This window comes from Imhoffiella purpurea, from assembly GCF_000585215.1.
GTDB classification, from domain to species: Bacteria; Pseudomonadota; Gammaproteobacteria; order Chromatiales; family Chromatiaceae; genus Imhoffiella; species Imhoffiella purpurea.
In genome coordinates this window covers 11,665-36,637 of sequence record NZ_AONC01000085.1, presented here as the reverse complement: position 1 = coordinate 36,637, position 24,973 = coordinate 11,665, and the positions used below count along the sequence as shown (strand labels likewise).

The 24,973-nt window shown below is 64.4% G+C and carries 23 protein-coding genes; 3 read left to right on the top strand and 20 right to left on the bottom strand.

What is annotated here, in order from left to right; translation table 11 throughout:
- Positions 1 to 92: 92 nt before the first annotated feature.
- From D779_RS22450 to D779_RS20115, 7 genes are all read right to left on the bottom strand, one after another.
- Entirely contained in the window at positions 93 to 398 is a 306-nt protein-coding gene (locus D779_RS22450; protein ID WP_157726478.1) for an HdeA/HdeB family chaperone, read from the bottom strand.
- A 43-nt stretch (positions 399 to 441) separates the two neighbouring features.
- Positions 442 to 771, bottom strand: a complete 330-nt coding sequence (locus D779_RS22445) for a glycine zipper domain-containing protein (protein WP_043757968.1) — start codon at positions 769 to 771, stop codon at positions 442 to 444.
- Positions 772 to 819: 48 nt separating this feature from the next.
- Positions 820 to 1,836, bottom strand: a complete 1,017-nt coding sequence (locus D779_RS20135) for a DUF1214 domain-containing protein (protein WP_043757965.1) — start codon at positions 1,834 to 1,836, stop codon at positions 820 to 822.
- Between the two features lie 18 nt (positions 1,837 to 1,854).
- Positions 1,855 to 2,922: a DUF1214 domain-containing protein gene (locus tag D779_RS20130; RefSeq protein WP_081763633.1), complete on the bottom strand. Its 1,068-nt coding sequence runs from the start codon at positions 2,920 to 2,922 to the stop codon at positions 1,855 to 1,857.
- Between the two features lie 91 nt (positions 2,923 to 3,013).
- On the bottom strand, positions 3,014 to 4,732 hold the full coding sequence (locus D779_RS20125) for an alkaline phosphatase family protein (protein ID WP_052348324.1): 1,719 nt from the start codon (positions 4,730 to 4,732) through the stop codon (positions 3,014 to 3,016).
- Between the two features lie 93 nt (positions 4,733 to 4,825).
- Positions 4,826 to 5,632: a hypothetical protein gene (locus D779_RS23040; protein WP_043758007.1), complete on the bottom strand. Its 807-nt coding sequence runs from the start codon at positions 5,630 to 5,632 to the stop codon at positions 4,826 to 4,828.
- Between the two features lie 223 nt (positions 5,633 to 5,855).
- Positions 5,856 to 6,815, bottom strand: a complete 960-nt coding sequence (locus tag D779_RS20115) for an AraC family transcriptional regulator (protein ID WP_043757961.1) — start codon at positions 6,813 to 6,815, stop codon at positions 5,856 to 5,858.
- Between the two features lie 228 nt (positions 6,816 to 7,043).
- Between D779_RS20115 and D779_RS20110 the strand changes: the two genes are divergently transcribed.
- On the top strand, positions 7,044 to 7,850 hold the full coding sequence (locus tag D779_RS20110) for a hypothetical protein (protein ID WP_157726477.1): 807 nt from the start codon (positions 7,044 to 7,046) through the stop codon (positions 7,848 to 7,850).
- A 164-nt stretch (positions 7,851 to 8,014) separates the two neighbouring features.
- Here D779_RS20110 and D779_RS23035 read toward each other — a convergent pair whose 3' ends face one another.
- The 13 genes from D779_RS23035 to pstS (D779_RS20040) all read right to left on the bottom strand — a co-directional run bounded on the left by D779_RS23035 (position 8,015) and on the right by pstS (D779_RS20040) (position 22,301).
- The gene (locus D779_RS23035; RefSeq protein WP_232424256.1) at positions 8,015 to 9,115 is read right to left on the bottom strand and encodes a hypothetical protein; all 1,101 of its coding nucleotides are present in this window, start codon (positions 9,113 to 9,115) and stop codon (positions 8,015 to 8,017) included.
- Between the two features lie 104 nt (positions 9,116 to 9,219).
- A complete protein-coding gene (locus tag D779_RS20095) occupies positions 9,220 to 9,684 on the bottom strand; it encodes a bacteriohemerythrin (protein WP_043757957.1) in 465 nt (154 codons plus the stop codon).
- A gap of 181 nt (positions 9,685 to 9,865) precedes the next feature.
- The gene (locus tag D779_RS20090) at positions 9,866 to 12,118 is read right to left on the bottom strand and encodes an arginine/lysine/ornithine decarboxylase (protein WP_043757954.1); all 2,253 of its coding nucleotides are present in this window, start codon (positions 12,116 to 12,118) and stop codon (positions 9,866 to 9,868) included.
- Positions 12,119 to 12,299: 181 nt separating this feature from the next.
- On the bottom strand, positions 12,300 to 13,640 hold the full coding sequence (locus D779_RS20085) for a saccharopine dehydrogenase family protein (RefSeq protein ID WP_043757951.1): 1,341 nt from the start codon (positions 13,638 to 13,640) through the stop codon (positions 12,300 to 12,302).
- Between the two features lie 17 nt (positions 13,641 to 13,657).
- On the bottom strand, positions 13,658 to 14,764 hold the full coding sequence (gene nspC, locus D779_RS20080) for a carboxynorspermidine decarboxylase (RefSeq protein WP_043757950.1): 1,107 nt from the start codon (positions 14,762 to 14,764) through the stop codon (positions 13,658 to 13,660).
- A gap of 59 nt (positions 14,765 to 14,823) precedes the next feature.
- On the bottom strand, positions 14,824 to 15,528 hold the full coding sequence (locus D779_RS20075) for a hypothetical protein (protein ID WP_052348322.1): 705 nt from the start codon (positions 15,526 to 15,528) through the stop codon (positions 14,824 to 14,826).
- Between the two features lie 93 nt (positions 15,529 to 15,621).
- On the bottom strand, positions 15,622 to 16,686 hold the full coding sequence (gene pstS / locus D779_RS20070; RefSeq protein ID WP_043757948.1) for a phosphate ABC transporter substrate-binding protein PstS: 1,065 nt from the start codon (positions 16,684 to 16,686) through the stop codon (positions 15,622 to 15,624).
- A 22-nt stretch (positions 16,687 to 16,708) separates the two neighbouring features.
- Positions 16,709 to 17,533: a phosphate ABC transporter ATP-binding protein PstB gene (pstB, locus tag D779_RS20065; RefSeq protein ID WP_043757945.1), complete on the bottom strand. Its 825-nt coding sequence runs from the start codon at positions 17,531 to 17,533 to the stop codon at positions 16,709 to 16,711.
- Between the two features lie 29 nt (positions 17,534 to 17,562).
- Positions 17,563 to 18,468 carry a phosphate ABC transporter permease PstA gene (gene pstA, locus D779_RS20060; RefSeq protein WP_043757942.1) on the bottom strand — a complete coding sequence of 302 codons (906 nt, stop codon included), beginning with the start codon at positions 18,466 to 18,468 and terminating at the stop codon, positions 17,563 to 17,565.
- The gene (gene pstC, locus D779_RS20055; RefSeq protein WP_043757939.1) at positions 18,465 to 19,439 is read right to left on the bottom strand and encodes a phosphate ABC transporter permease subunit PstC; all 975 of its coding nucleotides are present in this window, start codon (positions 19,437 to 19,439) and stop codon (positions 18,465 to 18,467) included. The genes pstA and pstC overlap by 4 nt, the downstream gene beginning before the upstream one ends.
- Positions 19,440 to 19,660: 221 nt before the next feature.
- Entirely contained in the window at positions 19,661 to 20,722 is a 1,062-nt protein-coding gene (gene pstS, locus D779_RS20050; RefSeq protein WP_043757937.1) for a phosphate ABC transporter substrate-binding protein PstS, read from the bottom strand.
- Positions 20,723 to 20,893: 171 nt separating this feature from the next.
- Entirely contained in the window at positions 20,894 to 21,172 is a 279-nt protein-coding gene (locus D779_RS20045) for a hypothetical protein (RefSeq protein ID WP_052348321.1), read from the bottom strand.
- A gap of 82 nt (positions 21,173 to 21,254) precedes the next feature.
- A complete protein-coding gene (gene pstS / locus D779_RS20040; protein WP_043757935.1) occupies positions 21,255 to 22,301 on the bottom strand; it encodes a phosphate ABC transporter substrate-binding protein PstS in 1,047 nt (348 codons plus the stop codon).
- Positions 22,302 to 22,664: 363 nt separating this feature from the next.
- On the opposite strand from pstS (D779_RS20040), the gene D779_RS21385 reads away from it, so the two are divergent.
- Together D779_RS21385 and D779_RS21380 are read left to right on the top strand one after the other, a co-directional pair.
- Positions 22,665 to 23,573: a phosphate/phosphite/phosphonate ABC transporter substrate-binding protein gene (locus D779_RS21385; RefSeq protein WP_052348320.1), complete on the top strand. Its 909-nt coding sequence runs from the start codon at positions 22,665 to 22,667 to the stop codon at positions 23,571 to 23,573.
- Entirely contained in the window at positions 23,573 to 24,973 is a 1,401-nt protein-coding gene (locus D779_RS21380; RefSeq protein WP_052348319.1) for a diguanylate cyclase domain-containing protein, read from the top strand. Before D779_RS21385 ends, D779_RS21380 begins: the two co-directional genes overlap by 1 nt.

Genomic DNA, 24,973 nt, shown 5'->3' with positions numbered 1-24,973 from the left:
CCCTGACTCTATGTCTGTTTCGATCGGTCCGGCCCCGTCTCATCCGTCGCCGGAGACGCGGGCCGGGGCATCCGATACCCGGCATGCCGTGCTCATTTGGCGAGTTTCTCGAATGACTGGAGCGCGTTGTCCGCCGGATGGTTCAGGCAATAGTCGATGAACCGGTCCGTGATTCCGGCGAGCGTCTCGACCTCGTATTGCGTGGTGCCTTTCTTGCCGAGCACATAGCCGTGGACGAAGGCCAATGCGACCGATCGGTCCTCGCCGGACAGACGCATGACGTCCTTGCAGACGAGGGTGCCGAAATCGCGAGGCGTCTCGGCGAAACCGGGGGAGGCGTTGAGCATGCAGCAGAAGAGTGTGGCAGCGACTGCCGGGCCGACATTCGATGAAGACATGGGTTGCTCCTGTGGTTGTGACTGGGGTGCGAGTACGCCGGCCTCAGCGGCCGGCCATGCAGTCGTCGTAGACCCGCTTGTAGACCTGTTCTCGGTTGTAGGCGCTGGTCGTGCCGCCGACCGCTGCGCCGAGCGCGGCGCCGCGCCTGGCACCCTGGCGGCTCTTGTCGCTGACGATGGCCCCGAACGCGGCACCACCGGCACCGCCGGCGACGGCACCGCCCAGGAAGCCGGCCGACTCGCGCGCGGCCCGGTCGGCTCGCGCCGCGCAGTCGGCCGGGGATCGCGCATGGACCTGCGGCATGGAGGCGGCGAGCGCGATGCACAGAGAGAAGAGGATCGTTCGGTTTCGCTGAGAGCGCGTTCGTTGCATGGATGACTCCCTGAATCGGTCTTTGGGTTCTGCGGTCACCCGTCGACGCTAGCCGTCCGATTCGGCCGCGACGGGCTCGATGGCCGGAAAGGTCCAGGTGCCGTCGAGGATCTCGGGCCGCGGCTCGTAGAGGCGGACGGCATAGTTCCAGCCAGGCGTGATGGGGATGCAGTTCGCGCGGCCGTCGTCGCAGGCGCCGAAATGGATGGTGAAGGAGCCGTCCGCGTTCGGTTTGGCGGAATAGTTGTTGTAGCTGTTGACGCCGAGCGGATTGGGTTCCAGATAGCCGTCGGCGTTGTAGACGGTGATCGACCAGAAGGCGTCCACGGGCACGTCCTTCACGGTGACGGCATAGGGGGTCTTGCCGTCGTTTCCCTCGACGCTGTCGATGAAGGCGCTGGCCGTCGTGGCCGGCTGGCCCGCCCAGCCCGCCATGGCGCCGACCATGTGGTCGATGGGATCGACCTCATCCTTGCGGCCGAAGGCGCGGGCGGCATCGAAGCCGATCTCCGCCGCAAGATCGTTGAGGGCCTTCCGCGCGGCCGCCAGGCGCTCGAGATCCCAGTCCGGTGCCTCGAAGTGTCCGTCGCCGCCTCCGGTTACCTCAATGCCGTCCTGCGCCGCGTGAGCGGCTTCGACATCGTTCGGATCGGAGACGTCGACGAAGGTGCGGAACAGGAGCATTGCGAAACGCGTGCCCACCAGCTCTTCGGTCAGCTCGTAGGTGCCCGGCTTGGATTCCACGAAGTTGTAGTGGTCCTGGCTGATCACCAGCATGGACTGGAAGCGGCCTCCGGTCTCCGGCAGTGTGATCGTCGCCGGCTTCGACAGGTCGAGCACGACGGCGGAATAGAGCGTGTCCTGGTTGGCGCGGATCACCGGCTGCGGGGCGTCGGCGGACACGGGATGGCGAATGTGTGCGAGTTGCCCCACGCCCATTTTCTGAGCGGTCATGTTGAGGCGGAACATGTGGTCGGACTCGGCCCGGACGAGGTTGTCGAGCGTCACCTCCTCGGCGAGGGCAAGGGCAGGGGCGCAGAACGCGAGCATCAGCAGAAATCGCATCTTCAGTCTCCTGTTCGGTCAATTCATGGGCTGGACCGCCGGGAAGCTCCAGGATCCGTCGAGGACCTCAGGCCCTGGCTGATACAGCCGCACGGTGTATTGCCAGCCTTCGACGAGCGGCAGGCAGTTCGCGCGCCCGTCCTCGCAGCCCCCGAGATGGATGGTCATGGAGCCGTCCGGGTTGCGCTGGCCGCTGACCGAATTGACGACATAGGCGCCCAGCGGGTTCGGGACGAAGTAGCGATCGGCGTTGTAGAGACTGACGGACCAGAAGGAGCCGACCGGGACGTCCGTCGGCACCTCGATGCGGTATTCGCCGATCGGCATCTCGGGATCGACGCTGACGTATAGGGCCTCGGACTCGGGCAGACCGCCCCAGCCGGCGGCCGTCCCGATGAGATGGCGCACGGGGGAGACCTCATCCCGCGCGCCGAACATTCGGGTGCTGTCGGGCAGGAAGGGGGCGAAGCCGAGCGCGGCTCGCACCAGGCCCGCATAGCTTGCTTCGTCGTAGACCGGCGGCACGAATGGCTTCGCCGAGACGGCCTCGATCTTCATCCGATCCTGGATCGCGTTCACGGCGGCGACGTCGGCGGGGTCATTGGCATTCACGAGCGTGCGCACATAGACGCTGACGTAGGGCGTGTCGAAGGTCGCCATGTCGAGCTGATAGACACCGCCGCCGTGGAAGATCGCGTTGATGTAATGATCCTGGTTGACGACCATCGCCGACATGTATCGCTCGCCCACATCGGGCAAGGTGAGGGTCGCGCCCTCGCTGATGTCGACGATCGCGGCGCTGTAGAGGGTGTCGCGATTCATGCTGATCGTCGTCTGATGCTCGACGGGGGTCAGGTCGCGGAAGTGGTAGAGACGGTTGATGCCCCCCGCCAGAGAGACATATTTGTCGAACTCGATGTCCGTCGCGGCGCGGACGAAGTTGTCGAGGGTGACCGGGATCTCGCGGCTCTCGACCAGGGCTTCGAGCGTTTTGCCCGAGGGTGGCGAGGAAGCGGCCAGACTCGCCGTCGTGGCGATGAGGGCGGCCGGAACCGCCAGCGCCCAGCTGAAAGACTGGATGTTCATTGATCTAACCCCTTCGAGACTCCTCGACTCGATCCATTGAAATAACGTCGGAAATTCAGGTTCGTCGCCTCATCTCGGGGCATCGCGTTCCTCACTGATTGAGCACTTCGATAAGCGGCGTTCCGGTTGCGCCGGAAGGCGCCTTGATCCCCAGGTATTTCGCCAGCGTCAGAGCGATGTCGACGGTCTGAACCTCCCTGAACAGGGTCTTCGGGGCCAGGCCGTTGCCGGCGAAGATGATTGGAACAAAGGTGTCATAGCGCCATGGCGAGCCATGCGTGCTGGTTACGGTCAACCCGTCGAAATCGGCGACGAACCATTGGGGTTCGAGAACGAGGTAGATGTCGCCGGAGCGTTTCGGGTTGAAGTTGTTCAGGATCTGCCGGTAGAGCCGGGTATCCGGCATCTTCCCCTCGACCAGGTCGATGCTCGGCACCGCGTAGGCCACGCCGTCGAATCGGGTGAGCACGGACGCGATGGTGCGGGATACCTCGTCGGCATCCAGCTCATGCTCGCGGAGAACGTCATGATTCAGGTAGATGTAGGGATGATCGAATCCCGAGATCAGCCCCTGGGCAATACCGTACTTGGCTTTGACGGTTTCGATCGCCTCTTCCTTGTCCAGCGTGTCGGGATCGAAGATCCGGGCATCGATGCCGAACTGGTTCAGCTGGGCCGGGGCTTCGGCCGCGCCGTGATCGGCGGAGAGCAGGATGAGGGTGTGGTCGAGGCCGACCTGCTGGTCGACGAAGGTCAAGAGTTCCGACAGGGTCTTGTCGAGGCGCAGCAGGTTGTCTTCGCTTTCCAGGCTGGCGGGACCGAAGATGTGCCCGATGTAGTCCGTCGAGGAGAAGCTGACGGACAGATAATCCGGCACCTCGTCCTGCCCCAGTTCTTCTCCGATCATCAGGGCCTTGGCGAATTCCAGTGTCAGTTCGTCCCCGACCGGGCTGGTGGTCAGCAGCGAGGTGAAGAGATCGCTGTCGGCCTGGCCGAAAGGATGCGGGAACACCCTCCCAAAACCGGCGACATCGGTTTCCCAGGGCATGTCGTCGAAGTCGCCGTAGGTGTAGGTCGACCGGTCATTCGTCAGCTCCCAGCTCGTTCCCGCATAGGCCAGGGGGAGCCGCTTCCGGTTCCACTCGTCCACCCATGGGGGATAGGCATCGTAGTAATAGGTGCTGGTCACGAACTCCCCTTTGGCTTTGGAGAACCAGAAGGCCTTGCCCGCATGGCCGGCCATGGTGACCGCGCCGCGGTCCTTGACCGATACGCCGAAGATCTTGGCTTCGCCATTGGTGCGCAACGCCAGTTCGTCGCCGAGGGTGGTGGTCAGGATGTTTGCCGGGGACCGGCCGTCAGTCCCTGCCACCTTCTGTGTGGGATCGAGCTCGACGTCCTTGTCCACTCCGCCGCCGTCGCCGACCAGCGCATAGCGGTCGTCTTCGATGTTGTAGACCAGCCGCCCGAGTTCCTTGTCGAACCAGATGTTGGCGATCATGCCGTGCTCGGCCGGGTCCGCGCCCGTGGCCAGCGTCGCATGCCCCACCACGGTTTCGGTGTTGGCATGGCGGTGATGGGCGTTCTCGTAGACGACGCCGTTGTCATACAGGTATCGGAAGCCGCCCTTTCCCCAACGGTTACGGACCGATGCGGGCATGTCCCCCCTGAGCTGATCGACAGTGATCTGAAGAACCAGTCGGGGCGGTTGGGGGGCCATGTCCTGGGCATGGACGTCGATCACGGCCAGCAACATCAATGCTGAGCATGCCGCGGCCGATAGGTGTACGTGCTTTGTTCCGGATTGCATAAGGTCTCCTGTCATCACCAGCGGCTCGGGTTGCGGGGTCGAATCAGAGTCCAGATCGCAAGGTGACGTGCTTCGCCTCGCCCGAATGCGGCGCTATTTCGGCAGCACAAGGTTCGCTTGCAGCCTGAATCGAAAGCCCTCCGGCCCCGCGTCGGGCGATTCGGCCCAATAGCCGACGCCGCCCTGCAGGCTGACCGGCAGTCTGCCGAGCCTGACCAGCTTGGAGAGCGCCAGGTTGACCGGTACCGACCATTGCTCCCTCTCCCAGTCGTAGCTCGACTCGGACTGCACCGAGAGGGTCCAGGCGCTCGGCCAGGTGTAGGCGACGAAGGGCTGGACGAAGCTGTTGCTGATGTCCGAGCGGTCATCGTCTCCGGCGAAGGACCAGATATGGTTCGCCAGCACCCCGGCCGTCCAAGGCCCGCGGAGCACCAGAGCGACCCCGGCCGGACCCGCCCCCCACTTCCTGGCACCGATCGGGGAATCGGTCGCGGTGGGCAGCAGAACGACCGGACCCAGGCCCCAGGTGAGACCGCCGGCGGTGGGCCGTTTCGGGGAGAAGAAGAGGGTGAGATTGATGTCCCCCAGACCGAACTGGGAGCCCGCATCCGGAATCAGATCGTCCTGATGGACCAGGGGTACGATGGTGCGGGTGATGAGGTTCCAGTCGCTGCCGAGGTGGAATGGGATCACCGGCTGGATATTGGTGGTGAGCTTGGATCCGTCGTCCTCGGGGCCGATCCCACGGTCCAGATTCATCTGGATGGGGACGGTGACCAGATCGGCCAGTGGATTGGTCAGCTCCTGGGCGAGATCGGCGTCCTGCGAGACGGCCCGTCCGGCCACCCCTAGGGTTAGCACCACCCAGAGCAAGGTTTTCAATGCGTCCTTCCAGTGCATCCGCTCCTCCTTCATGCCGCTTGTCGGCGCGGTATCCGCGCACGGGGAGGTTATTGTCGGTCGTGCGATGCCGGGGCGAATCTTCGTGGGCTGGTCCGGCTGCGGGCTAGTATGGCCTCGCCCAGCGAGCGTCGCCTGTCATCTGGTGCCAGTTGCCGGCGGACTGCGGGACGTTCGCGAACTGCCGGGCGCCGACACACCAGGCTCGGGCTCGATGCGGGTCTCAGACGCTTGCGGCGGCGTCCCGGAATGCCTTCGGCGATACGCCGGTCTGGCGGCGGAAGGCGCGGGTGAAGTTGGAGGCGTCCGAGTATCCCAGATCGAGCGCGATCTCCATTACGGGCTTGTCGGTGTCTTCCAGCCACTGCGCGGCGCGGCGGATCCGCACCCCGGACAGCAGATCCGAGTAGCTGACCCCTTGGGCCGCGAGGCCGCGCTGAAGACTGCGCCGGCTCGTTCCCAGGGACTCCGCGACCAGATCGATCGGCACGGTCTGTCCGCACAGCAGCGACTGGATCTGAAGCTCCGCCAGCCCGGCCAAGTCCGTCGGCAGCCGTTCGAGACTGGTGGGCCGTTCGGACGTCGCTCCACGAAACCCGCTCAAACCGAGCAGCTCCCGCGGGAACTCGATATAGGTTTGACCCGGCCGATGGAGGACTCGTGCCGAATCGAAGAATTCGGCCACGGGTGGAGCCTCCCGGGCGTCGAAGCCGAAGCCGATCTCGGTCGGCCGCCAATCCGGTCCGGCGAATCGTCGGATGTTCGCGATGGTGATGGCGAAGGAGTTCAGATAGGTCTGATAGTCGCCGAGTCCCGGCTCCCAGGGCGCCCCCAGATTGATTCGCGCCTGGTTTCCGTGTCCGCTCAGCCAGAAGGATTGACCCACGACCACGGTTCCGTAGAGCGCTATTCCCTGATTGATGTAGTCGTAGAGCGTGAGCGCGCTCGAGAGCGCTCGGCCATAGTGCCCCAGATCCTCGTTCGAGGTGGTACCACCGATCTCCAAACCGATATGCTCGGTCCCGAGCGAGTGGCATGCCAGCTCGATCCAGTGGAGCGCCTTTCTGAGCGGGAGGGCGGCGTTGGGGTGGCGGAGCATCTCGGGCCGGATTCCGGAGCGCTCCAGCAGCGTATCGACCGGCGCGCCCTGGATGTGCAGATAGTCCACCCAGGGTGAAAGCATGAGCGCTCGCGTCACAGGTATGGATGGCGATGCGGTTTTCAGGATAGGCATCCTTCAATCCCGAGTGTGTCCGCATAAGATAGTCTCTGCAGGCCGATGGCACCAGATGACAGGCGCCAAGTCCTTGCTCGGGCTAGGATCGTGCGCCCGGATGCCGTCATCGCTCGCGCTTGCCACAGCTGACGCAACCATCGATCTGACCGTGTCGAACACGAGGACCGACAGCGCATGAACACCAATACCGATCGCATTCATACTCAGTACAGCCGGCCTGGACACACAGGTGCCGTTCTAGCCCGCGCGGCGGGAGCGGCGTTCGCGCTCATGGCCAGCATCATGACCATGGAGGCGCGGGCGGACGACTGGGCCTTTTCGATCTCGCCCTATTTCTGGGCCGCCGGTATCGAGGGAAAGACCGCCACGCTTCCCGGCCTGCCGGCGGCGGACGTCGATATGAGCTTCGGCGATATCTTCGACGATCTCGAACCCTCGGGCATGCTGCTCTTCACCGCGAGCCGGGATCGTTTGCAGCTCGCGGCGGACCTTCAGTACGTGGAGACCCAGGCGGACAGCCGATCGCTGCAGCCGCTGTTCGACCGCGAGCGGCTGCGCTCCACGAGCCTGATCTTCTCCGCACTCGCAAGCTATCTGGTGCACGACGACGGACGCACCCGTGTGCGTCTCGGAGGCGGCTTACGGCTCTGGTCCGTGGATACGGACCTCGAACTCTCCAGCGGCCTGCTGCGCGGACGCCGGATCACCAACGATGAGACCTGGGTCGATCCGATCGTCGGCGCCAGCGGAGACGCCGATCTCGGTGCCAAGGTTTTCGCCCGGGGATGGGCCTATGTCGGCGGTTTCGGGATCGGCTCGGACGTCACGGCGGATCTCTATCTCGGGCTCGGATACCGCTTCACCGACACCATCTCGGCGAGCCTGGGCTACCGCTGGGTCAAGGTCGACTACGAAGAGGACGATTTCCTGTACGACGTGCGTCAGGCGGGCATCGCCACCGGCGTCACCTTCGCGTTTTGAGACGCCGTCTGAAGTCCCCGCATCTAGCGATTTGGTCCGCACAGCGGACCCTACAATCCACGCCTCGGTAGGGTCCGCTGTGCGGACCAAATCTTCGGACCAGGTTTTCAGGCAGCCTCTGAGCATCTCCGCCGCCGCCCGGCGGCGAGGGCAGGCGCCCCGGATCAGCCGCCGGAGAGATAGACGCTGACCGGGTTCACCGGACGGCCGTCGGACCAGGCGCCCATGTCGAAGACGAGCTGGTCGGCCCGCTCGCCGTTGCGGATGACCCGGTCGAGCGCGGACCAGAGGTAGCGCCAGTCCAGGTCGTCTTGAGTGCCGACGCCGTCGAGCATCAGCTGCGCGAGCAGGGGCGGGAAGAAGCTGGTGTCGTCGGTGGCCTGCTCGTGGTTGGCGAAGTGGCCCGGACAGCCGTGGGTGTCGGTATGGGACAGGAACATGCGTTTCTGCTCGGTGGCGATGTAGCCGAAGGGCGTGTCCCACTGGTCCTTGGGCACGATCCAGTCCGAGTCGCCGTGAAGGATGGCGACCGGCATGGTCAGGGCGGTACCCGTGACGCGGATATCCACCTCGTCGGCGAGGCTGTTCAGCGCCTTTCCCATCTTCCCGGGGGCCGACGCGGCGGAGGTGCTGGGTATCGGGTCGGCGGTGAGCACCTGCAGCGGCAGCAGGTTGTCCGGATAGCCCTTCTGCCGCACGTAGTAGGGCCAGCTGAGCGCGAACAGCCCTCCCAGCGAGTGGCCGTAGACGTAGGTGTCCACCGGCTGGCCGGGACCGAACCCGGATCGGGCGAAGGCATCGGCCACGCTTGCCAGGGCGTTCTCGAGCCATTTCTCCTGCGAGGGGATGATCCCGTCCCCGAAGATCTCGTCGAGCAGTTCCGCGACGGTCATGAGTCCGCTGTCCGGGAAGTGGCAGAAACCGGTCTGGTAGTTGGGGTAGAAGACGCTGTAGCCTTGTTTGACCAGATGCTCCAGATGCGCGCGGTAGATCTGCGAGGCGCCGAGCGCGAACCCGTGCAGAAAGATCACCGCCTTGGGGCGCCCGTTGTCGCCGAGGAAGGGCGTCGCCGGCCGATAGACCTCGATGTAGGTTCCGGCCTGACAATCGCCGTGGGTCTCGACGCCGAACTCCGGCGAGCTATAGACAGCGCTGTAATCCGGCATCGCCGGTGGCTTCGGGCGCAACCCGCCGAACAGGGTGCAGATCGATGTCTGGACGATGTAGGCGAGGGTGCTGCCCAGAACGGTCAGGAGCATGGACATGGCTCGGGCCTCCAGCTGGTCTGAGATCGTGCGAGCGTTTCGAGTGCCGTCCGGTCGAGCGACCGCCGCCGGCCGGGGGGGCGTCTTGTCGTGTGCAGATACGCTTACCCGTGCAGTCCGTCCCACAGACGGGCTACCCAGGACTTCTTTTTCAATCTCGGTCTGACGCCGGAGGCCAGGAAGTAGGACCCGTATTCCTTGTCGCTCTCGATGATGTGCTTGGTGAGCCAGAGCTTGAGGAAATGCATCAGCTCGAAGCCGACGGCGGTCTTGCCGCTGGCCACCTTGTCCTGAAGATCCCTGAGCGTGCGGATGAGCTCTTCGTGCTGGTGCTTGTGCACCTCGTAGTCCGGGTAATCGAGGATTCTCATCAGGCTTTCTTCCACCGCGAAGTGGATGCGGGTGTACTCGGCCAGCTTGTCCAGGATGCCGTGAATCGCCTCGCTGGCATGATGTTCCTGGATCGCGTCGTGCATTTCGTTGACCAATTCGACCAGCACCCTGTGCTGGGCATCGATCTCCTCGATTCCTACGCTCAATGCATCCGACCACTCGACGAATTTCGCCATCGGCGTATCTCCGGTCAATGCTGGTGTACGGCATCGGAATTGGAACGTGTCCGGCCAGCCATGACTATGACATACCGCATATACATCGGCCAGACGCGTCCTTTTTCAACGGAGAGCGGATGGGCTGGCGGGCCTCGGTCGCCCTTTCTCCGCAGGGGCGGACAGACCCGCAGATCGTCGATTACGTCGTCTTGACGCAATCGACGAAATACTGCACCTCGCCGTTGACCGTTTCCTTCACCAGCCCGTGGATGTCGGTCTCGAAGCCGGGGAAGCGGCTGTTGAACTCGCGGGCGAACTGGAGATAGCGGACGATGGTCGCGTTGAAGCACTCGCCCGGGATCAGCAGCGGGATGCCGGGCGGGTAGGGGGTCAGGAGCACGCTGGTGATGCGGCCCTCGAGTTCGTCGATGCCGACCCGGTCGATCTCGCGATGCGCCATCCTGGCGAAGGCGACGGCCGGCTTCATGGCCGGAACGATCTCCGAGAGATACATATCGGTGGTCAGACGGGCGACGTCGTTGGCCTTGTAGATGCCGTGGATCTGGTCGCAGAGATCGCGGAGTCCGACCTTCTCGTAGCGGGGAAATGCCTGGATGAACTCGGGCAGCACGCGCCACAGCGGCTGGTTGCGGTCGTAGTCGTCCTTGAACTGCTGCAGCTCGGTGACCATGGTGTTCCAGCGGCCCTTGGTGATGCCGATGGTGAACATGATGAAGAAGGAGTAGAGACCCGTCTTCTCGACCACGATGCCGTGCTCGGCCAGATACTTGGTGACGATGGCCGCCGGGATGCCCGATTCGGCGAACTCGCCGTCCACGTCCAGGCCGGGGGTGATGACGGTCGCCTTGATCGGATCCAGCATGTTGAATCCGTCGGCCAGATCGCCGAAGCCGTGCCACCGGTCCCCGGCCTTGAGGACCCAGTCCTCGCGGTCTCCGATCTCCTCCTCGACCAGATACTCGGGGCCCCAGACCTTGAACCACCAGTCGTCCCCGAACTCCTCGTCGACCTTGCGCATGGCGCGCCGGAAGTCGAGCGCCTCGAGGATGGATTCGTGCACCAGGGCGGTCCCGCCGGGCGGCTCCATCATGGCGGCGGCCACGTCGCAGGAGGCGATGATGGCGTATTGCGGGCTGGTGGATGAATGCATCAGATAGGCCTCGATGAAGCTGTCGCGATCGAGGGTCCGTGACTCGGATTCCTGAACCAGGATTTGGGATGCCTGGGACAGTCCGGCCAGCAGCTTGTGGGTCGACTGGGTGGCGAAGACCATGGACTCCCCGCAGCGCGGGCGGTCCTGGCCGATGGCGTGCATGCCGATGTAGAAGTCGTGGAAGGAGGCGTGCGGCAGCCATGCCTCGTCGAACAGCAAGGTGTGGATCTCGCCGTCCAGCAGCGATTTGATGGTATCCACGTTGTAGAGGATGCCGTCGTAGGTGCTCTGGGTGATGGTCAGCACGCGCGGCTTCGCCTGCTTGTCCTTGGCGAAGGGGTTCGCCTCGATCTTGCGGCGGATGTTCTCGGGCCGGAACTCATCGAGCGGGATGGGGCCGATGATGCCGTAGTGGTTGCGCGTCGGCATCAGGAAGACCGGGATGGCGCCGGTCATGATGATGGCGTGGAGGATCGACTTGTGACAGTTGCGGTCCACCACCACGATGTCGTCGGGCGCCACCGTGGAGTGCCAGACGATCTTGTTCGAGGTCGAGGTGCCGTTGGTGACGAAGAACAGATGGTCGCAGTTGAAGATGCGCGCCGCGTTGCGCTCCGAGGCCGCCACGGGGCCCGAGTGGTCGAGCAGCTGACCCAGCTCGTCGACGGCGTTGCAGACGTCGGCGCGCAGCAGGTTCTCGCCGAAGAACTGGTGGAACATCTGTCCGAGCGGGCTCTTGAGGAAGGCCACGCCGCCCGAGTGTCCCGGGCAGTGCCAGGAATAGGAGCTGTCCGCTGCATAGTGGGTGAGGGCGCGGAAGAAGGGCGGCGCCAGGCTGTCGAGATAGACCCGTGCCTCGCGGGTGACATAGCGGGCGATGAATTCGGGCGTGTCCTCGAACATGTGGATGAAGCCGTGCAGTTCCTTGAGCACGTCGTTCGGGATGTGGCGCGATGTCCGGGTCTCGCCGTAGAGGAAGATGGGGATGTCCTCGTTGCGCAGCCGGACCTCGATCACGAACTCGCGCAGCGTGGCGAGCGCCTCCTGGATCTCCTCGGGCGAGCCGGCGCCGAATTCCTCGTCGTCGATCGAGAGGATGAAGCAGGAGGCGCGGCTCTGCTGCTGAGCGAAGGAGGAGAGGTCGCCGTAGCTGGTGACGCCGAGCACCTCCATGCCTTCGTTCTCGATCGCCTTGGCGAGCGCGCGAATGCCGAGACCGCTCGTGTTCTCGGAGCGGAAGTCCTCGTCGATGATGACGACTGGAAAGCGAAAACGCATCGCGTTCTCCTAAATCAGAATTCCAGCTTCCAGCTTCCAGCCTCCGGCCTCCAGCTTGATGGAGTCAGTCCGTCGGTCAGTGCTTGGTCGCTCGGTGAAGGTTTCAATGAAGGGACAATAGCATCGCTGGCGGCTGGCGGCTGGCGGCTGGCGGCTGCCCTGTGCGGGCAGCCGTTATCGATCAGCGCGGTTTGGGGGCGACGGCGATCATGGGGTTCGCCGCCGAGACCGTGACGGTGGCGGTCGACTCGGCGATCTCCGTCTCCAGGTCGCGCACGCGGCCGTCGAAGGAGGCGGCGCTGCCCGGCTCGATCTCCTTGACCTCGGTCGGCAGGCCGATCCGGTCGAGGATGGCGATGAAGGGCTCGGGATCCAGCTCCTCGACGTTGACCATGGTCTTGGTGTCCCAGGTGCCGTCGGCGATCAGCATGGCGGCGGCGACCGGTGGCACGCCGGCGGTGTAGCTGATGCCCTGGGACTCGACCTCCTCGTAGGCGGCCTTGTGGTCCGAGACCTGGTAGATGAGGACCTCGCGCGGCTTGCCGTCCTTGGTGCCCTTGACGAAGTTGCCGATACAGGTCTTGCCGGTGTAGTTGGGCGCCAGGGTCTGTGGATCGGGGAAGAGCGCCTTGACCACCTTGAGCGGCACCACCTCCTGACCGTTGGCGAGCTTGACCGGCAGATGGTCGAGGAAGCCGAGCGTGCGCAGCACGGTGAAGACGTTGATGTAGTGATCGCCGAAGCCCATCCAGAAGCGGATGCTGTCGGCGTCGATGTTCTGCGACAGCGAGTGCAGCTCGTCGTGACCGTTGAGATAGATGGGCGAGGGACCGACCACCGGCAGGTCGTAGACGCGCTTGACCGTGTGGGTCGGATACTCCTTCCACTGGCGGTCGATCCAGGTCCAGACCTTGACGAACTCGCGGAAGTTGATCTCGGGGTCGAAGTTGGTCGCGAAATACTTGCCGTGGCTGCCGGCGTTGACGTCGATGATGTCGATCGTCTCGATGGTGTCGAAATAACGCTTCACCGCCAGCGCGCAATAGGCGTTGACCACGCCCGGATCGAATCCGGCGCCCAGGATGGCGGTCACGCCCTTCTCGGCGCAGCGGTCCTTGCGTTTCCACTCGTAGTTGGCGTACCAGGGCGGATCCTCGCAGACCTTGTCCGGATCCTCGTGGATGGCGGTGTCGATATAGGCGACGCCCGTCTCCAGGCAGGCCTCCAGGACCGACATGTTGAGGAATGCCTGACCCAGGTTGATGACGATCTGGGAACCGGTCTCCCGGATCAGCTCGACGGTGGCCGGGATGTCCAGCGCATCGATCTGACGCGAATAGAGCCTTTTGGAGGGATCCTTGAGGTGTCCCTTGCGCTTGATGCTCTCGATGATGTCGTCGCACTTGGATTGGGTGCGCGATGCGATACAGATATCGCCCAGCTGGTCGTTGTGCATGGCGGCCTTGTGGGCTGCGACGTGCGCGACCCCGCCGGCACCGATGATGAGCACGTTCTCTTTCATCTCTATTCTCTTCCCCCTCAGGAAAGGCTGCGTTTGAAATCCTCGTATCCGAACGAGCGGATGCGCTCGACGGATCCGTCCAGACGGCGCACGACGATCGAGGGCATCGCGACGCCGTTGAACCAGTTGAACTTGACCATGGTGTAGCCGGCCGCATCGGCGAGATGGACTCGGCTACCGACCGCGAGCGGTTCGGCCAGGTCGAACTCGCCGAAGACGTCGCCCGCCAGACAGGTGCGTCCGGCGATCATGACATGATGATCCCCGGCACCCGGATGGGCGACCGACGGGGTGGTCCGATACACCAGATGATCCAGCATGTGCGCCTCCAGCGAGGCGTCGATGACGGCGATGTCGATCTCGTTGCGAACGACGTCGAGCACGGTCGTGACCAGCTCGGTGCTCTGGGTGACGGCGGCCTCGCCCGGTTCCAGATAGATCTGGATGTCGAACTCCCGGCCGAAGTCGCGCAGGGCCGTGCAGAACCGATCCAAAGGATAGCCGGTCTGGGTGAAGGCGATCCCGCCACCGAGGCTCATCCATTCCATCCGGCGCAGCAGGTCGCCGTATTCGCGGCCCAGGGTGTCGAGCGAGGCGCAGAGGTCGTCCACCTCGTCGTTCTCGCAGTTGAAATGGAACATGAGCCCCTTGAGCAATGGGGCCGCTTCGGCCAGTGCCTGCTTGTCGGCGACCCCCAGACGCGAATAGCGGCGCGCCGGGTCGGCCAGGTCGAAGTGCGAATAGCTGATCCCGGGATTGACCCTCAGACCCAGGTTCGCGCCCTCGACGTCGGGCAGGAAGCGTTCCAGCTGCGACAGCGAGTTGAAGATCATCTTGTCGGCGAACGCGCGGACCTCCAGGACGTCCTCTCTGGAGAAGCCGACGCTGTAGGCATGGACCTCCTTGCCGAATTCCTCGTATCCCAGGCGCGCCTCGAACGGCGAGCTGCTGGTGGTTCCGTCCATGTAGCGGCGCATGAGGTCGAAGACGCACCAGGTCGAGAAGCACTTGAGCGCGAGCACCGATTTGGCGCCCGAGGATTCGCGCACCTGCTGGATGATCTCGAGGTTCTTCTGCAGCCTGGTTTCGTCGATCAGGTAGTAGGGGGTCGGCAGGTCTTTCATGCGGCGCTCAGCGGTCGTCGAGAGTCTGGTCAAGGGGCACGAAGTCTAGCATCGAACCTTCATAGGGCTGAATGCGGATGCGCCGTTTTCGGACGCATCGATGCGGGTGTCAGCAGATGGCGCGGATCGACCGTCGTCTGGAGCAGTTCGGCAAGCAGCGTGCGCAGACGCGGGGCCTGGAACATGGCCCTGAGGCTGCCCTTGCGATAGCCCTTGATGAGCGAGGAGGGCTCGAAATACGCCTTGGCGTTCTGGACATTGAGCACGAACGGCGGTTCGCCGCCGCGCAGTAGGATATGGCTTATCAGCAGTGCCCCGGTGCGGTGATTGCCCTCGAAGAAGAGCTGGGGTGACGAAAGCGTCTGCATATAGACCCCGGCCGCCCGCTCCCAGACCGACGGATGGCGGTGGTCGGCGAGATAGTTCATCAGGGCGCGGATTCCGCCACGATTGGAATCGTCGTAGAAGCGCCGCTCGGTCTCGCGGAAATGCTCCGAGCACTCCGCGAGGGCGTTTTGGCGGGGCTCGCAGACGATCAGACAGTTCAAATGGAGCAGGAGCCTGGAATTGCCGACCGCGAAGAGGTCGATATCCCCTTCCTGCAGCTGATCGAGGAAACGGTAGCCGGCCATCATGTGGCCCAGCACCTCGTCGGAGAAGGGGTCGTGCTCCGTATCCAGCGTCGCGTTGATCTGGTCGAAATGCTCCCGAACCCCAAGTAGCGAGTGCTCGATGGCGCGGAGATCCAGACGGACGTTGGGCACGAGTCGCTCCCTCGGGTCGAATGGTGGATCGTTGAATGGAAAAGGTGCCCTTCCTGGGCACCTTCCGCTCGGCCGCTCTGGGATGAGACCAGATCAGCGAATCCGCCCGAGCGCCTCCTTCGCCTTGCCGATCATGCGGTCGGGGAGCGGAATGTAGCCCATTTCGGCGGCGATTGTCTGTCCCTCGTCGAGTCCCCAGCCGAGCGCGGCCTTCAGTGCCTCGGCCTTGGCTGGATCCGGATAGCGCCCGTCGAGCAGCAGCCAGGTGTAGCTGACGATCGGATAGGCGTCGGCCCCGGCCGGGTCGGGCAGGTAGACGCGCAGATTCTCCGGGATCTCCTCGGCCGATGCCAGGGCGGCCTGGCCGGTGAGCGGGCCGGGCTCGACGAAATTGCCGGCCTTGTTCTGCAGGGTCGCGATCGGCAGGTCCAGCTGCTTGGCGAACTCGTAGGCCATGTAGCCGATGGCGCCGTCCGTGATCTGTACGCGCCGTGCGACACCCTCGTTGCCCTGAACCTCCATGGCGCTGCCGGGCCAGTCGACGCGCTTGCCGATGCCCGGTCCACTCGTCTCCCAGTCCGGGTCGATCCGTGCCAGGTGGTTGGTGATGACGTAGGTGGTGCCGCTGGAGTCGCGTCTCACCACGGTCACGATGGCGAGATGGGGCAGGGTCAGATCCGGGTTGCTCTCCTGGATCCGGGCGTCGTCCCAGAAGCCCACCTTACCGGCCAGGATGTCCGCATAGAGCGCGCGGCTCAGCCGCAGCCCCTCGGGTACGCCGGGGATGTTGTAGGCCAGGACCACCATGCCGGCGGTCATGGGGATCATCTCCACCCCGCGCTTCGGGTCGACCTTGGCCAGCTCCGAGTCGCTCATGGCGGCGTCGCTGGCGCCGAAATCGACGCTCCCCTCCAGGAAACGCTTGACGCCCGATCCGCTGCCGACGCCCTCGTAGCTGAATCTGACCCCGGTGTCGACCTTGGCGTACTCCTGCATCCAGCGCTGGTAAAGCGGTTGAGGGAAGGTCGCTCCGGCCCCTCGAACGACCAGTTCGGTGGCCTCCGCCGTGGCGGAGATGGCGGGCTGACCGCCGGCGAGCAGACCCAGGGCGGCCACGGCCGCCGCGAGAGCGCTCGCGAGACTCGTCTTGTACTTCATGGTGCCGTCTCCCGGACGCTGATCAGCTGAACTCGCCGGAAATGTATTCCTTGGTGAGCTGCTCCCGCGGGTCTTCGAAGACCTGACGGGTCGGCCCCATCTCGACCAGATAGCCGGTGCGTCCGCCCTGGGAGATGTCCACCGAGAAGAAGGCCGTGGTGTCGGCGACACGGGTGGCCTGCTGCATGTTGTGGGTGACCAGGGCCAGGGTGTAGTTCTCCTTGAGCTCCAGCATCAGTTCCTCGACCTGACGGGTGGCGATGGGGTCGAGCGCCGAGCAGGGCTCGTCCATCAGCAGGACGTCGGGCTCGGTGGCGATGGCGCGGGCGATGCAGAGACGCTGCTGCTGACCGCCCGAGAGCGAGAGCCCGCTGTTCTTCAGCTTGTCCTTGACCTCCTTCCACAGGGCCGCGCGCTGCAGGGCGCGCTCGACCCGTTCCTCGATGTCGCCCTTGTAGCGGTTGAGCCGCAGACCGAAGGCGACGTTGTCGAAGATGCTCATGGAAAAGGGGTTCGGCTGCTGGAACACCATGCCGATGTAGCGGCGCACCACCACGGGGTCGACCTTCTTCGCATAGATGTCCTGGCCGTGGTACATCACGGAGCCCTGGAAGCGGAACACCGAGATGAGGTCGTTCATGCGGTTGAGGCTGCGCAGCACGGTCGACTTGCCGCAGCCGGAGGGGCCGATGAAGCCGGTGATCTTCTTCTTCTCGATCGGGACCGTCGAATCGCGCACGGCGAGGAAGTCGCCGTAGAAGATCTTGTCGACCTGGCAGTCGATCACGACGTCGTCGGTCGGTTGATAGGGCTCTGCGACGAAGAGCGCCTCGGCAGTTGCGTTCATGGGAATACCTATACCTTGGATTCTGTGCGTCAAACCTTAGGCCGACCGAGGATGCGGGCCAGGATGTTGAAGACCAGCACGATGAGCACCAGCACCAGAGAGGCGGTCCAGGCCAGCTCGATCTGGTTTTGGAACGGCATGCCGGAGAAGTTGTAGATGAGGATGGAGAGCGAGGCGGTCGGCTCGGCCAGCTCCGAGATGTAGTAGTTGCTGAAGAGCGCGGTGAAAAGCAGGGGCGCGGATTCGCCCGAGGCCCCGGCGATCGCCAGCATGACGCCGGTCAGGATGCCCGGGAGCCCGGTCGGCAGCACTACCTTCCAGATGACCTGGGTGCGGGTGCAGCCCATGCCGTAGGCGGCGTCCTTCATGCGCTGCGGCACCTGGGACATGGCCTCCTCGGCGGCCAGGACCACGGTCGGCAGCATGAGCACGGCCAGGGCCACGCCGCCCGCGGTGGCCGAATAGCCGAAGCGGATGACGATGACCGCGTAGACGAAGACGCCCGCCAGGATCGAGGGGAATCCGGTGAGCACCTTGGCCAGGAAGCGCGCCGTCTTCGCGATCTTGCTGGTCGAATCCAGCACGCCCAGATAGATGGCGGCCAGGATGCCGAGCGGGATGCTGATGGCGGAGGCGATGCCGACCATGATGAGGGTGCCGACGATGGCCGGGCCGATGCCGCCGCCCATCTCGAAGCCCGCCGGGGGTAGCCCGGTCAGGACCTCGGCGATGTCGGCGCCGAACAGTCGCGTTCCGCCCTGGATCAGCAGCATGTAGATGACGGAGAAGAGCGGCACCGCGGCGAGCAGCGCGGCCAGCCAGGTGAGTCCGGTCAGGAAGCCGCTCTTGAGCGCCCTGGGCTCGAGCGCCTGATACTGCAGCCTTGGCCGAGGGCGGATGTCGAGCGCCTGGGAGGTGAGATCGAGCTGGCTCATTTCTTACCCTCGAACTTGCGGATGGTGTACTGCTGGACAGCCAGACCGGCGACATTGACCAGGAAGGTGATGGCCAGGAGCACCAGGGCGGCGTACATGAGCGCCTGGACCTCGATGCGCCCGGCCTCGGGGAAGTTGGAGGCGAGCAGCGAGGCCAGGGTGTTGGCCGGCGAGAAGAGCGAGAGGCTGATCTGGTTGGCGTTGCCGATGAGCATGGCCAGGGCCATGGTCTCGCCCAGGGCGCGGCCGAAGCCCAGCACCAGCGCGGCCAACACGCCGGAGGAGGCGGTCGGCAGCATCACCTTGAGGATCGCCTCCCAGCGGGTGGTGCCCATGCCGTAGGCGGCCTCCTTGACCTTGTAGGGGATGCGGCGGAAGGCGTCGACCGAGATGGCCGCGACCGTCGGCAGGATCATGATGGCCAGCACCAGGGCGGCGGGTGCCATGCCCGGCCCGGAGAGATTGGTGCCGAACAGCGGGAACCAGCCGAGGCTGTCGTGCAGCCATTCGGCGCCCGGCTTGAGCAGCGGAATGAGCACGTAGATGCCCCATAGGCCGAAGACGACCGAGGGGATGGCGGCCAGCATCTCGATGACGGTGCGGAAGACGGTCGCGAGACGGTGGTTGATGAAATCCTGGGTCAGGAAGATGGCGATCGCGATGCCGAAGACCCCGCCGATCAGCAGGGCCAGCAGCGAACTGTAGAGGGTGCCCCAGATCTCGGGCAGCACGCCGAACTCGCCCTTGCTGACGTTCCAGGTGGTGCCCGTCACGAAGCCGAGTCCGTATTCGCCGATGGCCGGCATGGCCTCGCGTCCGATCTCCCAAAGGATGTAGGCGACCAGGACGATGATGAGGAAGGCGCTGGTGAGCGCGATGCTGCGGAAGAGGCGGTCGTTGAAATACTCGCGGGCGGACGGTGGTCCGGAAATCGAGCCCGAGGTATTGGCGGCTTGGAAGAGCTTTTCCATGGTGTTCTCTATCGATACGTGATGGGCGGCGATCCGGTGGTGCCGAGCGGGGAGGGCGGGCTTGGTCCATGGCGGGGCGAGGGCGGCCAGCTCGATGACCCAGGGTCTCTCGCGCGAGAACCGATCCGCCGCACGACGGATCGGTTCTGGGTGCGACGCCTCGCCTGTCGCGGTCGACCGGCGCCCTCGGGCGCCATCGGACGCTCAGCGATCGAGTGCCGTCACTGGATGTACTCGGCGGTCTCGAGAACCATCTCGCGGACGTTCTCGGGCAGAGGGATGTAGCCCATGGAGTCGGCGATCTTCTGGCCTTCCTCGATACCGTAGGCGACCATCTTGCGCAGGGCGGCGGCCTTGTCGTCGTCCTGGTCCTTGTAGAAGAGCATCCAGGTGAAGGTCGCGATCGGATAGGCATCCTCACCGGCCGGATCCCAGACCCAGGCGATCAGGTTGGGCACGTCGCTGTTCGGCAGGGTGCCTTCCGGGAACTGGGCGGAGGCCAGGGCGGCGGCACCGCTCTCGGGGCCGGGCGCGATGAATTTGCCGGACTTGTTCTCCAGCATGGCGACCTGCTTCCAGCCGGTCAGCTTGGCATAGCCGTACTCGACGTAGCCGATCGAGCCCTGGTTCTGCTGGACCTGGGCGGTGACGCCGTCGTTCTTGGGCGCGGCGACGAAGTTGGAAGCGCTCGGCCAGTTGGGCGCCTTGCCCTGACCGACGGACTCCTTGAATGCCTCGTCGATGTTGGACATGTGGCCGGTGAACACGAAGGAGGTTCCGGAGGAGTCGGAGCGGGTGACGACCGTGATGGTCTCGTCCGGAAGGTCGACGCCGGGATTGGCCTCGGCGATCTTGGGATCGTTCCACTTGGTGATCTTGCCGGAGAAGATCTCGGGATAGACGGCGCGCGGCAGCTTCAGCTCGTCGACGCCCTCGAGGTTGTAGATGATGACCACCTCGCCCGCGGTCATGGGCAGCAGGACGACGCCTTCCTCGACCTGAGCCATCTCCTTGTCCTTCATGGCGGCGTCGGAGGCGGCGAAGTCGACGGTGTGGTTGATCAGATCCTGGATGCCGGCGCCGCTGCCCTTGGACTGGTAGTCGACCCGGATGCCGTCATTGGCCTTGCTGAAATCCTTGAACCACTTGGAGTAGATCGGGAAGGGGAAGCTGGCGCCCGAGCCGTTGAGCTTGACGTCGTCGGCATGGGCGGTGGAGGAGAGCGCGAAAACGGAAACGAAACCAGCGGCGAGCGCGGTCTTGAGGACGGATGCCTTGTGCATGAATGTACCCCGTGGTTGGAAAGGGTGAGACGGTCGACCCCGAAAGGGGAGGTCATGGTTCGAAGCGCCGATATTCTTGCTCTCGACTGCGTTCGTTCTTGTTAAGGAATGATGACGTTTCGATGACGGCTTGAGTCTTGCGGGATGGGTCGTGCGAGAATTCCTTGCGAGTCATGCAATAAGGTTGCCCTGTCCATCGAGCGGATCGGGGCTGATCTTTTCGACGCCTCGGTTGGAGTCGATCATGCGGAGGAAACGCTCGGGATCGCGCTCGAGCATCCTCAGGTATTCGTCGACCAGACTCCGCCAGCCCGGCCCGCCGTGCTCCTTGAGCTTGAGCAGGGCGACCATCAGCAGCTTGGCGGCGGCGCGGGTCTCGCGATCGTCGCCTTCGCCGTACCAGGCGACGAGCTCGCGATACAGTGCCTCGGTCTTCTCCAGCGGTGTCATGCATGCCTCGTGTTCGGTGGTTGCGGATTCATGGGTATCTCTCGCCTGAGAGGCGGAATCGCGCGCATCGCCGGCCAGGATGTCAGTGGATCTCTTCGACCTTCTCCAGGATTGCCTTCACGGCCTCGGCGGGAAGCGGAATATAGCCGAGCAGATCGGCGACCTGTTGGCCGTCCGTCAGCGCATAGCGCAGGAAGTCCTTGATTACCGCCGCCTTGTCGTCCGGATAGTCCTTGTGCAGGATCATCCAGGAGAGCGAGAGCACCGGATAGGAGCCGTCGCCCTTGGGGTCGGAGACCTCGGACAGGTCCAGATCCGCGCGGAAGGATTCGATGGCCTGGCGGAAATATTCCCCGCTCGGCGGAACGAATTCGCCGGCGCGGTTCTGCAGCTCCACCATCTGCATGTTGGTGAGATGGGCATAGGCGTACTGGAGGTAGCCGATCGATCCCGGAATGGCCCGGATATAGGCCGCCACGCCGCCATTGCCAAGACCTCGAACCAGGGCGCCGCGTTCCTTGAGCGCCTTCGGCCAGTCGGGATTCATGTCGATCCCGACATCCTCGGCGAACTGGGTGCTGATGGCGCCCAGGTGACGCGTGGTCACGAAGGTGGTTCCGCTCGAATCGCCGCGGGTAACGACGAAGATGGGCATGTCCGGCAGGTCGACGCCCGGATTGGTGGCCGCGATCGCCGGGTCGTTCCAGTTCGAGATGTTGCCGAGGAAGATCCCCGAGACCGCCTCGCGGCTCAGTTTGAGCTCGGAGAAGCCCGGCAGGTGATAGGCGATGACGATGGCTCCGGCCGTCATGGGGAGCTGGACGATCCCGCCCTCGACCTTGGCGGCGTCCTCGGGCTTCATGGGGACGTCCGATCCGGCGAAATCCAGCATGCCGTTGATGAGATTGGCGATCCCGCCGCCGCTTCCGATCGCCTGATAATCGATCTGCACATCGGGGTGCGCCAGGTAGTAGTCGCGCACCCAGCGCAGATAGATGGGCGCGGGAAAGCTGGCGCCGGCGCCGACGATCTTCATCGTCTCCGCGGCGAGGGCGCTGGTGCCGACGGAGGTCGCCATCCAGCAGGCCAGGATGAGCGATAGGGAACGGAAGGTGAGTGGCAATGGCATCTGATGCTGAATCTCGTGTGTTGGCGCTTTGACGAAAGCTGGGTGTGCGGGACTATACGCCGTCCGGGAGAACCGTCCAGAATCAGGCGTGCGTCCGACAGCGTGGTCACCTAATCGTAGCGATTCGTCGTTAAGATGATGTGAAAGTCGAGTCTGGTAGACCAGAGTTCTCCAGCCTCATCCCATGCCGATGCCGTTGGATGCGATCTAGAGCCACTCACTGGAAGCTGATCGCATCCCGTTACCACGGCCCTGGAATCCGCCGCCGACCGAGGGCGCCTGCTGGCAAGATCCGAGGTCGCGCACCCGGATTCGAGCCATACGATCGATCGAATGACGGCTCCGACCTCGATTTCCCCCTACATGCGGCCAATCCTGCCGATCGCCCTGGTTCTCTGCTGTGCGGTCTGGTCGGTCGCGGCGTGCGCCGAGGCGTCCTTTCGTCTCGGGGTGATCAACGAACGTCCCGATCGGCCCAGCGATGCCCTCAAGCAATATGGCCCCCTGAACGACTATCTGTCCCGGCGGCTCGCCGAGCGGGACATCCTCGTGGGCGATCTCTTCATCGGCCAGGATCTCGACGAGATGGCCGCCGCGATCGAGAGGGGCGAGGTCGACGCCCTGGCCGAGGGGGTCATGCCGACGCTGAGCATTCGGAGACGCTCCGGAACGATCCTCCCGACCCTGCTGCTCTGGCGCAAGGGACAGCGTCAGTACCATGCGGTCTTCTTCGCGCGTCGCGACAGTGCCATCCAGGGCCTGCAGGATCTTCGGGGACGGCGGATCGTCTTCGAGTCGCCGCGCTCGACCTCGGCCTATTTCCTTCCGCTGGCCAGCATGCGCGCGCAGGGGCTGCATCTGACGCCGTCCGGAGCGCCGTCGTCGGACCCGGCCCGGGTGCGCTATCTGTTCGCCGGATCCGAGCTCAACCAGGCCTACTGGGTCCAGGCCGGACGCGCCGATGCCGGCGCCTTCAACAACGGCGATTGGGAGCGGATCCCCGCGAGCGTCCGCCAGGAGCTTCGCATCTTCGGTCGGACGCGTTCCGTGCTGCGCTGGCTCCTGTCCTTTTCCACAGGGCTCGATGTGCGGATTCGCGAGGCCGTGATCCGAGTCTTCCTGGATATGCCGGAAGAGGCCGAGGGCCGGGTGGCACTGGAGGCCGCCGCGCGCATCGCCAGGATCGAGCGCCTGACGGACGCGGATCGCGCCGACCTCGACTATTGGTCGGACGTGCTGGGCAGGCTCGATCGTCCCGACGACGCCGATTGATGTCTCCACTTCGCGGAATCAGTGTCAGATACACCCTCTTCATCGCCTCCATCCTCCTGGCGGCCATGGGACTGGTGCTCCTGCTCGCCGGCTATTTCGTCTTCGAGGGCACCAACAGCCTGCGCGCCGATCTGACCGAATCCTTCTCCTCGGTGCAGATCGGCCATGACATCGATGCGCTGCGCGCCAGCGGCGCCTATCTCGGAGACCGCCTGTTCGATCCCCTCTATGCATTGGACGTGAGCGCGCTGAACGAGGAGATCGCGCGGATCGAATCCTGGCTGTCCCCGGATTCGGTCCTGATCCTGGATGCCGACGGAGGCGTCGTCACCGACGGCACCCGCGAGAATCCGGAGCACGGCCGCCGCTATCCGCTTCCCGGGGATCTGTCGCCCGGCGCGCCCCTGGTCGAGACTGTCCCTTCGGGTCGGCTGGTGTATTTCACCATCGGTTACGGAGAAGCGATCATCGGCTATGCGCGCATCGCGCTCTCCAACGCGCGCAATCGCGTCCTGCTCCAAGCGATGCATACCCGGGTCGCCGGTGCCTGGCAGAGCTTCGTCCGTCGTTTCGTGTCGATCGCCTGGATCAGCGTGCTGGTGACCGTCGTCGTCAGTCTGCTGATCGGTTGGCGTCTGTCCGTTTCGCTGTCGCGCCCCCTGCGCGACATGAACCGGGTGGTGGAGCAATATGCCGCCGGCAACCTGGAGCACAAGCTTCCGGAACGCTCGCACGACGAGCTCGGCCGTCTGGCGCGTTCCCTGAACCAGATGGCGAGCCAGCAGGAACGGGCGCGGGATCAGCTGATGCTGCTCGCCAACTACGACAACCTCACCCGTCTGCCGAACCGGCATCTCTTCTACGACCGTCTGCGTCTGGCGATCGCCAAGGCCAAGCGCGGGCGCTGCCAGGTCGCGCTCTTCTTTCTCGACCTGGATCGATTCAAGGAGATCAACGATGCCCTGGGACACGACGTCGGCGACGAACTCCTGAGCGGCGTCGCCGCTCGACTGAGCGCGATCGTCCGCGATACGGACACCCTGGCGCGCATGGGCGGAGACGAGTTCACCCTCATCGTCGAGGGCATTCTGGACGACCGCCCTTTGCACTCGATCGCCCGGAAGATGATCGATGCCTTCGGACCACCCTTTGCGATCGCCGGCCGCCAGCTGGTCGTCTCGGTGAGTATCGGCATCGCCATCTATCCCCATGACGCGGAGCGTCTCGAGACCCTGATCAAGCATGCGGATACCGCCATGTATGCGGCCAAGGCCCTGGGTCCGGGACATTTCCGCTTCTTCACCCGAGAGCTCCAAGAGATCGCGCATCGGCGCTTGGCGCTGGCGCACGTCCTGCGACGCGCGGTCGACCGGCATGAGCTCGACGACCGCGCAAGTTAA

Coding starts and splice junctions, on each gene's coding strand:
- D779_RS22450 (WP_157726478.1), bottom strand. CDS start 398: ATGTCTTCATCGAATGTCGGCCCGGCAGTCGCTGCCACACTCTTCTGC.
- D779_RS22445 (WP_043757968.1), bottom strand. CDS start 771: ATGCAACGAACGCGCTCTCAGCGAAACCGAACGATCCTCTTCTCTCTG.
- D779_RS20135 (WP_043757965.1), bottom strand. CDS start 1,836: ATGCGATTTCTGCTGATGCTCGCGTTCTGCGCCCCTGCCCTTGCCCTC.
- D779_RS20130 (WP_081763633.1), bottom strand. CDS start 2,922: ATGAACATCCAGTCTTTCAGCTGGGCGCTGGCGGTTCCGGCCGCCCTC.
- D779_RS20125 (WP_052348324.1), bottom strand. CDS start 4,732: ATGCAATCCGGAACAAAGCACGTACACCTATCGGCCGCGGCATGCTCA.
- D779_RS23040 (WP_043758007.1), bottom strand. CDS start 5,632: ATGCACTGGAAGGACGCATTGAAAACCTTGCTCTGGGTGGTGCTAACC.
- D779_RS20115 (WP_043757961.1), bottom strand. CDS start 6,815: ATGCTTTCACCCTGGGTGGACTATCTGCACATCCAGGGCGCGCCGGTC.
- D779_RS20110 (WP_157726477.1), top strand. CDS start 7,044: ATGAACACCAATACCGATCGCATTCATACTCAGTACAGCCGGCCTGGA.
- D779_RS23035 (WP_232424256.1), bottom strand. CDS start 9,115: ATGTCCATGCTCCTGACCGTTCTGGGCAGCACCCTCGCCTACATCGTC.
- D779_RS20095 (WP_043757957.1), bottom strand. CDS start 9,684: ATGGCGAAATTCGTCGAGTGGTCGGATGCATTGAGCGTAGGAATCGAG.
- D779_RS20090 (WP_043757954.1), bottom strand. CDS start 12,118: ATGCGTTTTCGCTTTCCAGTCGTCATCATCGACGAGGACTTCCGCTCC.
- D779_RS20085 (WP_043757951.1), bottom strand. CDS start 13,640: ATGAAAGAGAACGTGCTCATCATCGGTGCCGGCGGGGTCGCGCACGTC.
- nspC (WP_043757950.1), bottom strand. CDS start 14,764: ATGAAAGACCTGCCGACCCCCTACTACCTGATCGACGAAACCAGGCTG.
- pstS (WP_043757948.1), bottom strand. CDS start 16,686: ATGAAGTACAAGACGAGTCTCGCGAGCGCTCTCGCGGCGGCCGTGGCC.
- pstB (WP_043757945.1), bottom strand. CDS start 17,533: ATGAACGCAACTGCCGAGGCGCTCTTCGTCGCAGAGCCCTATCAACCG.
- pstA (WP_043757942.1), bottom strand. CDS start 18,468: ATGAGCCAGCTCGATCTCACCTCCCAGGCGCTCGACATCCGCCCTCGG.
- pstC (WP_043757939.1), bottom strand. CDS start 19,439: ATGGAAAAGCTCTTCCAAGCCGCCAATACCTCGGGCTCGATTTCCGGA.
- pstS (WP_043757937.1), bottom strand. CDS start 20,722: ATGCACAAGGCATCCGTCCTCAAGACCGCGCTCGCCGCTGGTTTCGTT.
- D779_RS20045 (WP_052348321.1), bottom strand. CDS start 21,172: ATGACACCGCTGGAGAAGACCGAGGCACTGTATCGCGAGCTCGTCGCC.
- pstS (WP_043757935.1), bottom strand. CDS start 22,301: ATGCCATTGCCACTCACCTTCCGTTCCCTATCGCTCATCCTGGCCTGC.
- D779_RS21385 (WP_052348320.1), top strand. CDS start 22,665: ATGCGGCCAATCCTGCCGATCGCCCTGGTTCTCTGCTGTGCGGTCTGG.
- D779_RS21380 (WP_052348319.1), top strand. CDS start 23,573: ATGTCTCCACTTCGCGGAATCAGTGTCAGATACACCCTCTTCATCGCC.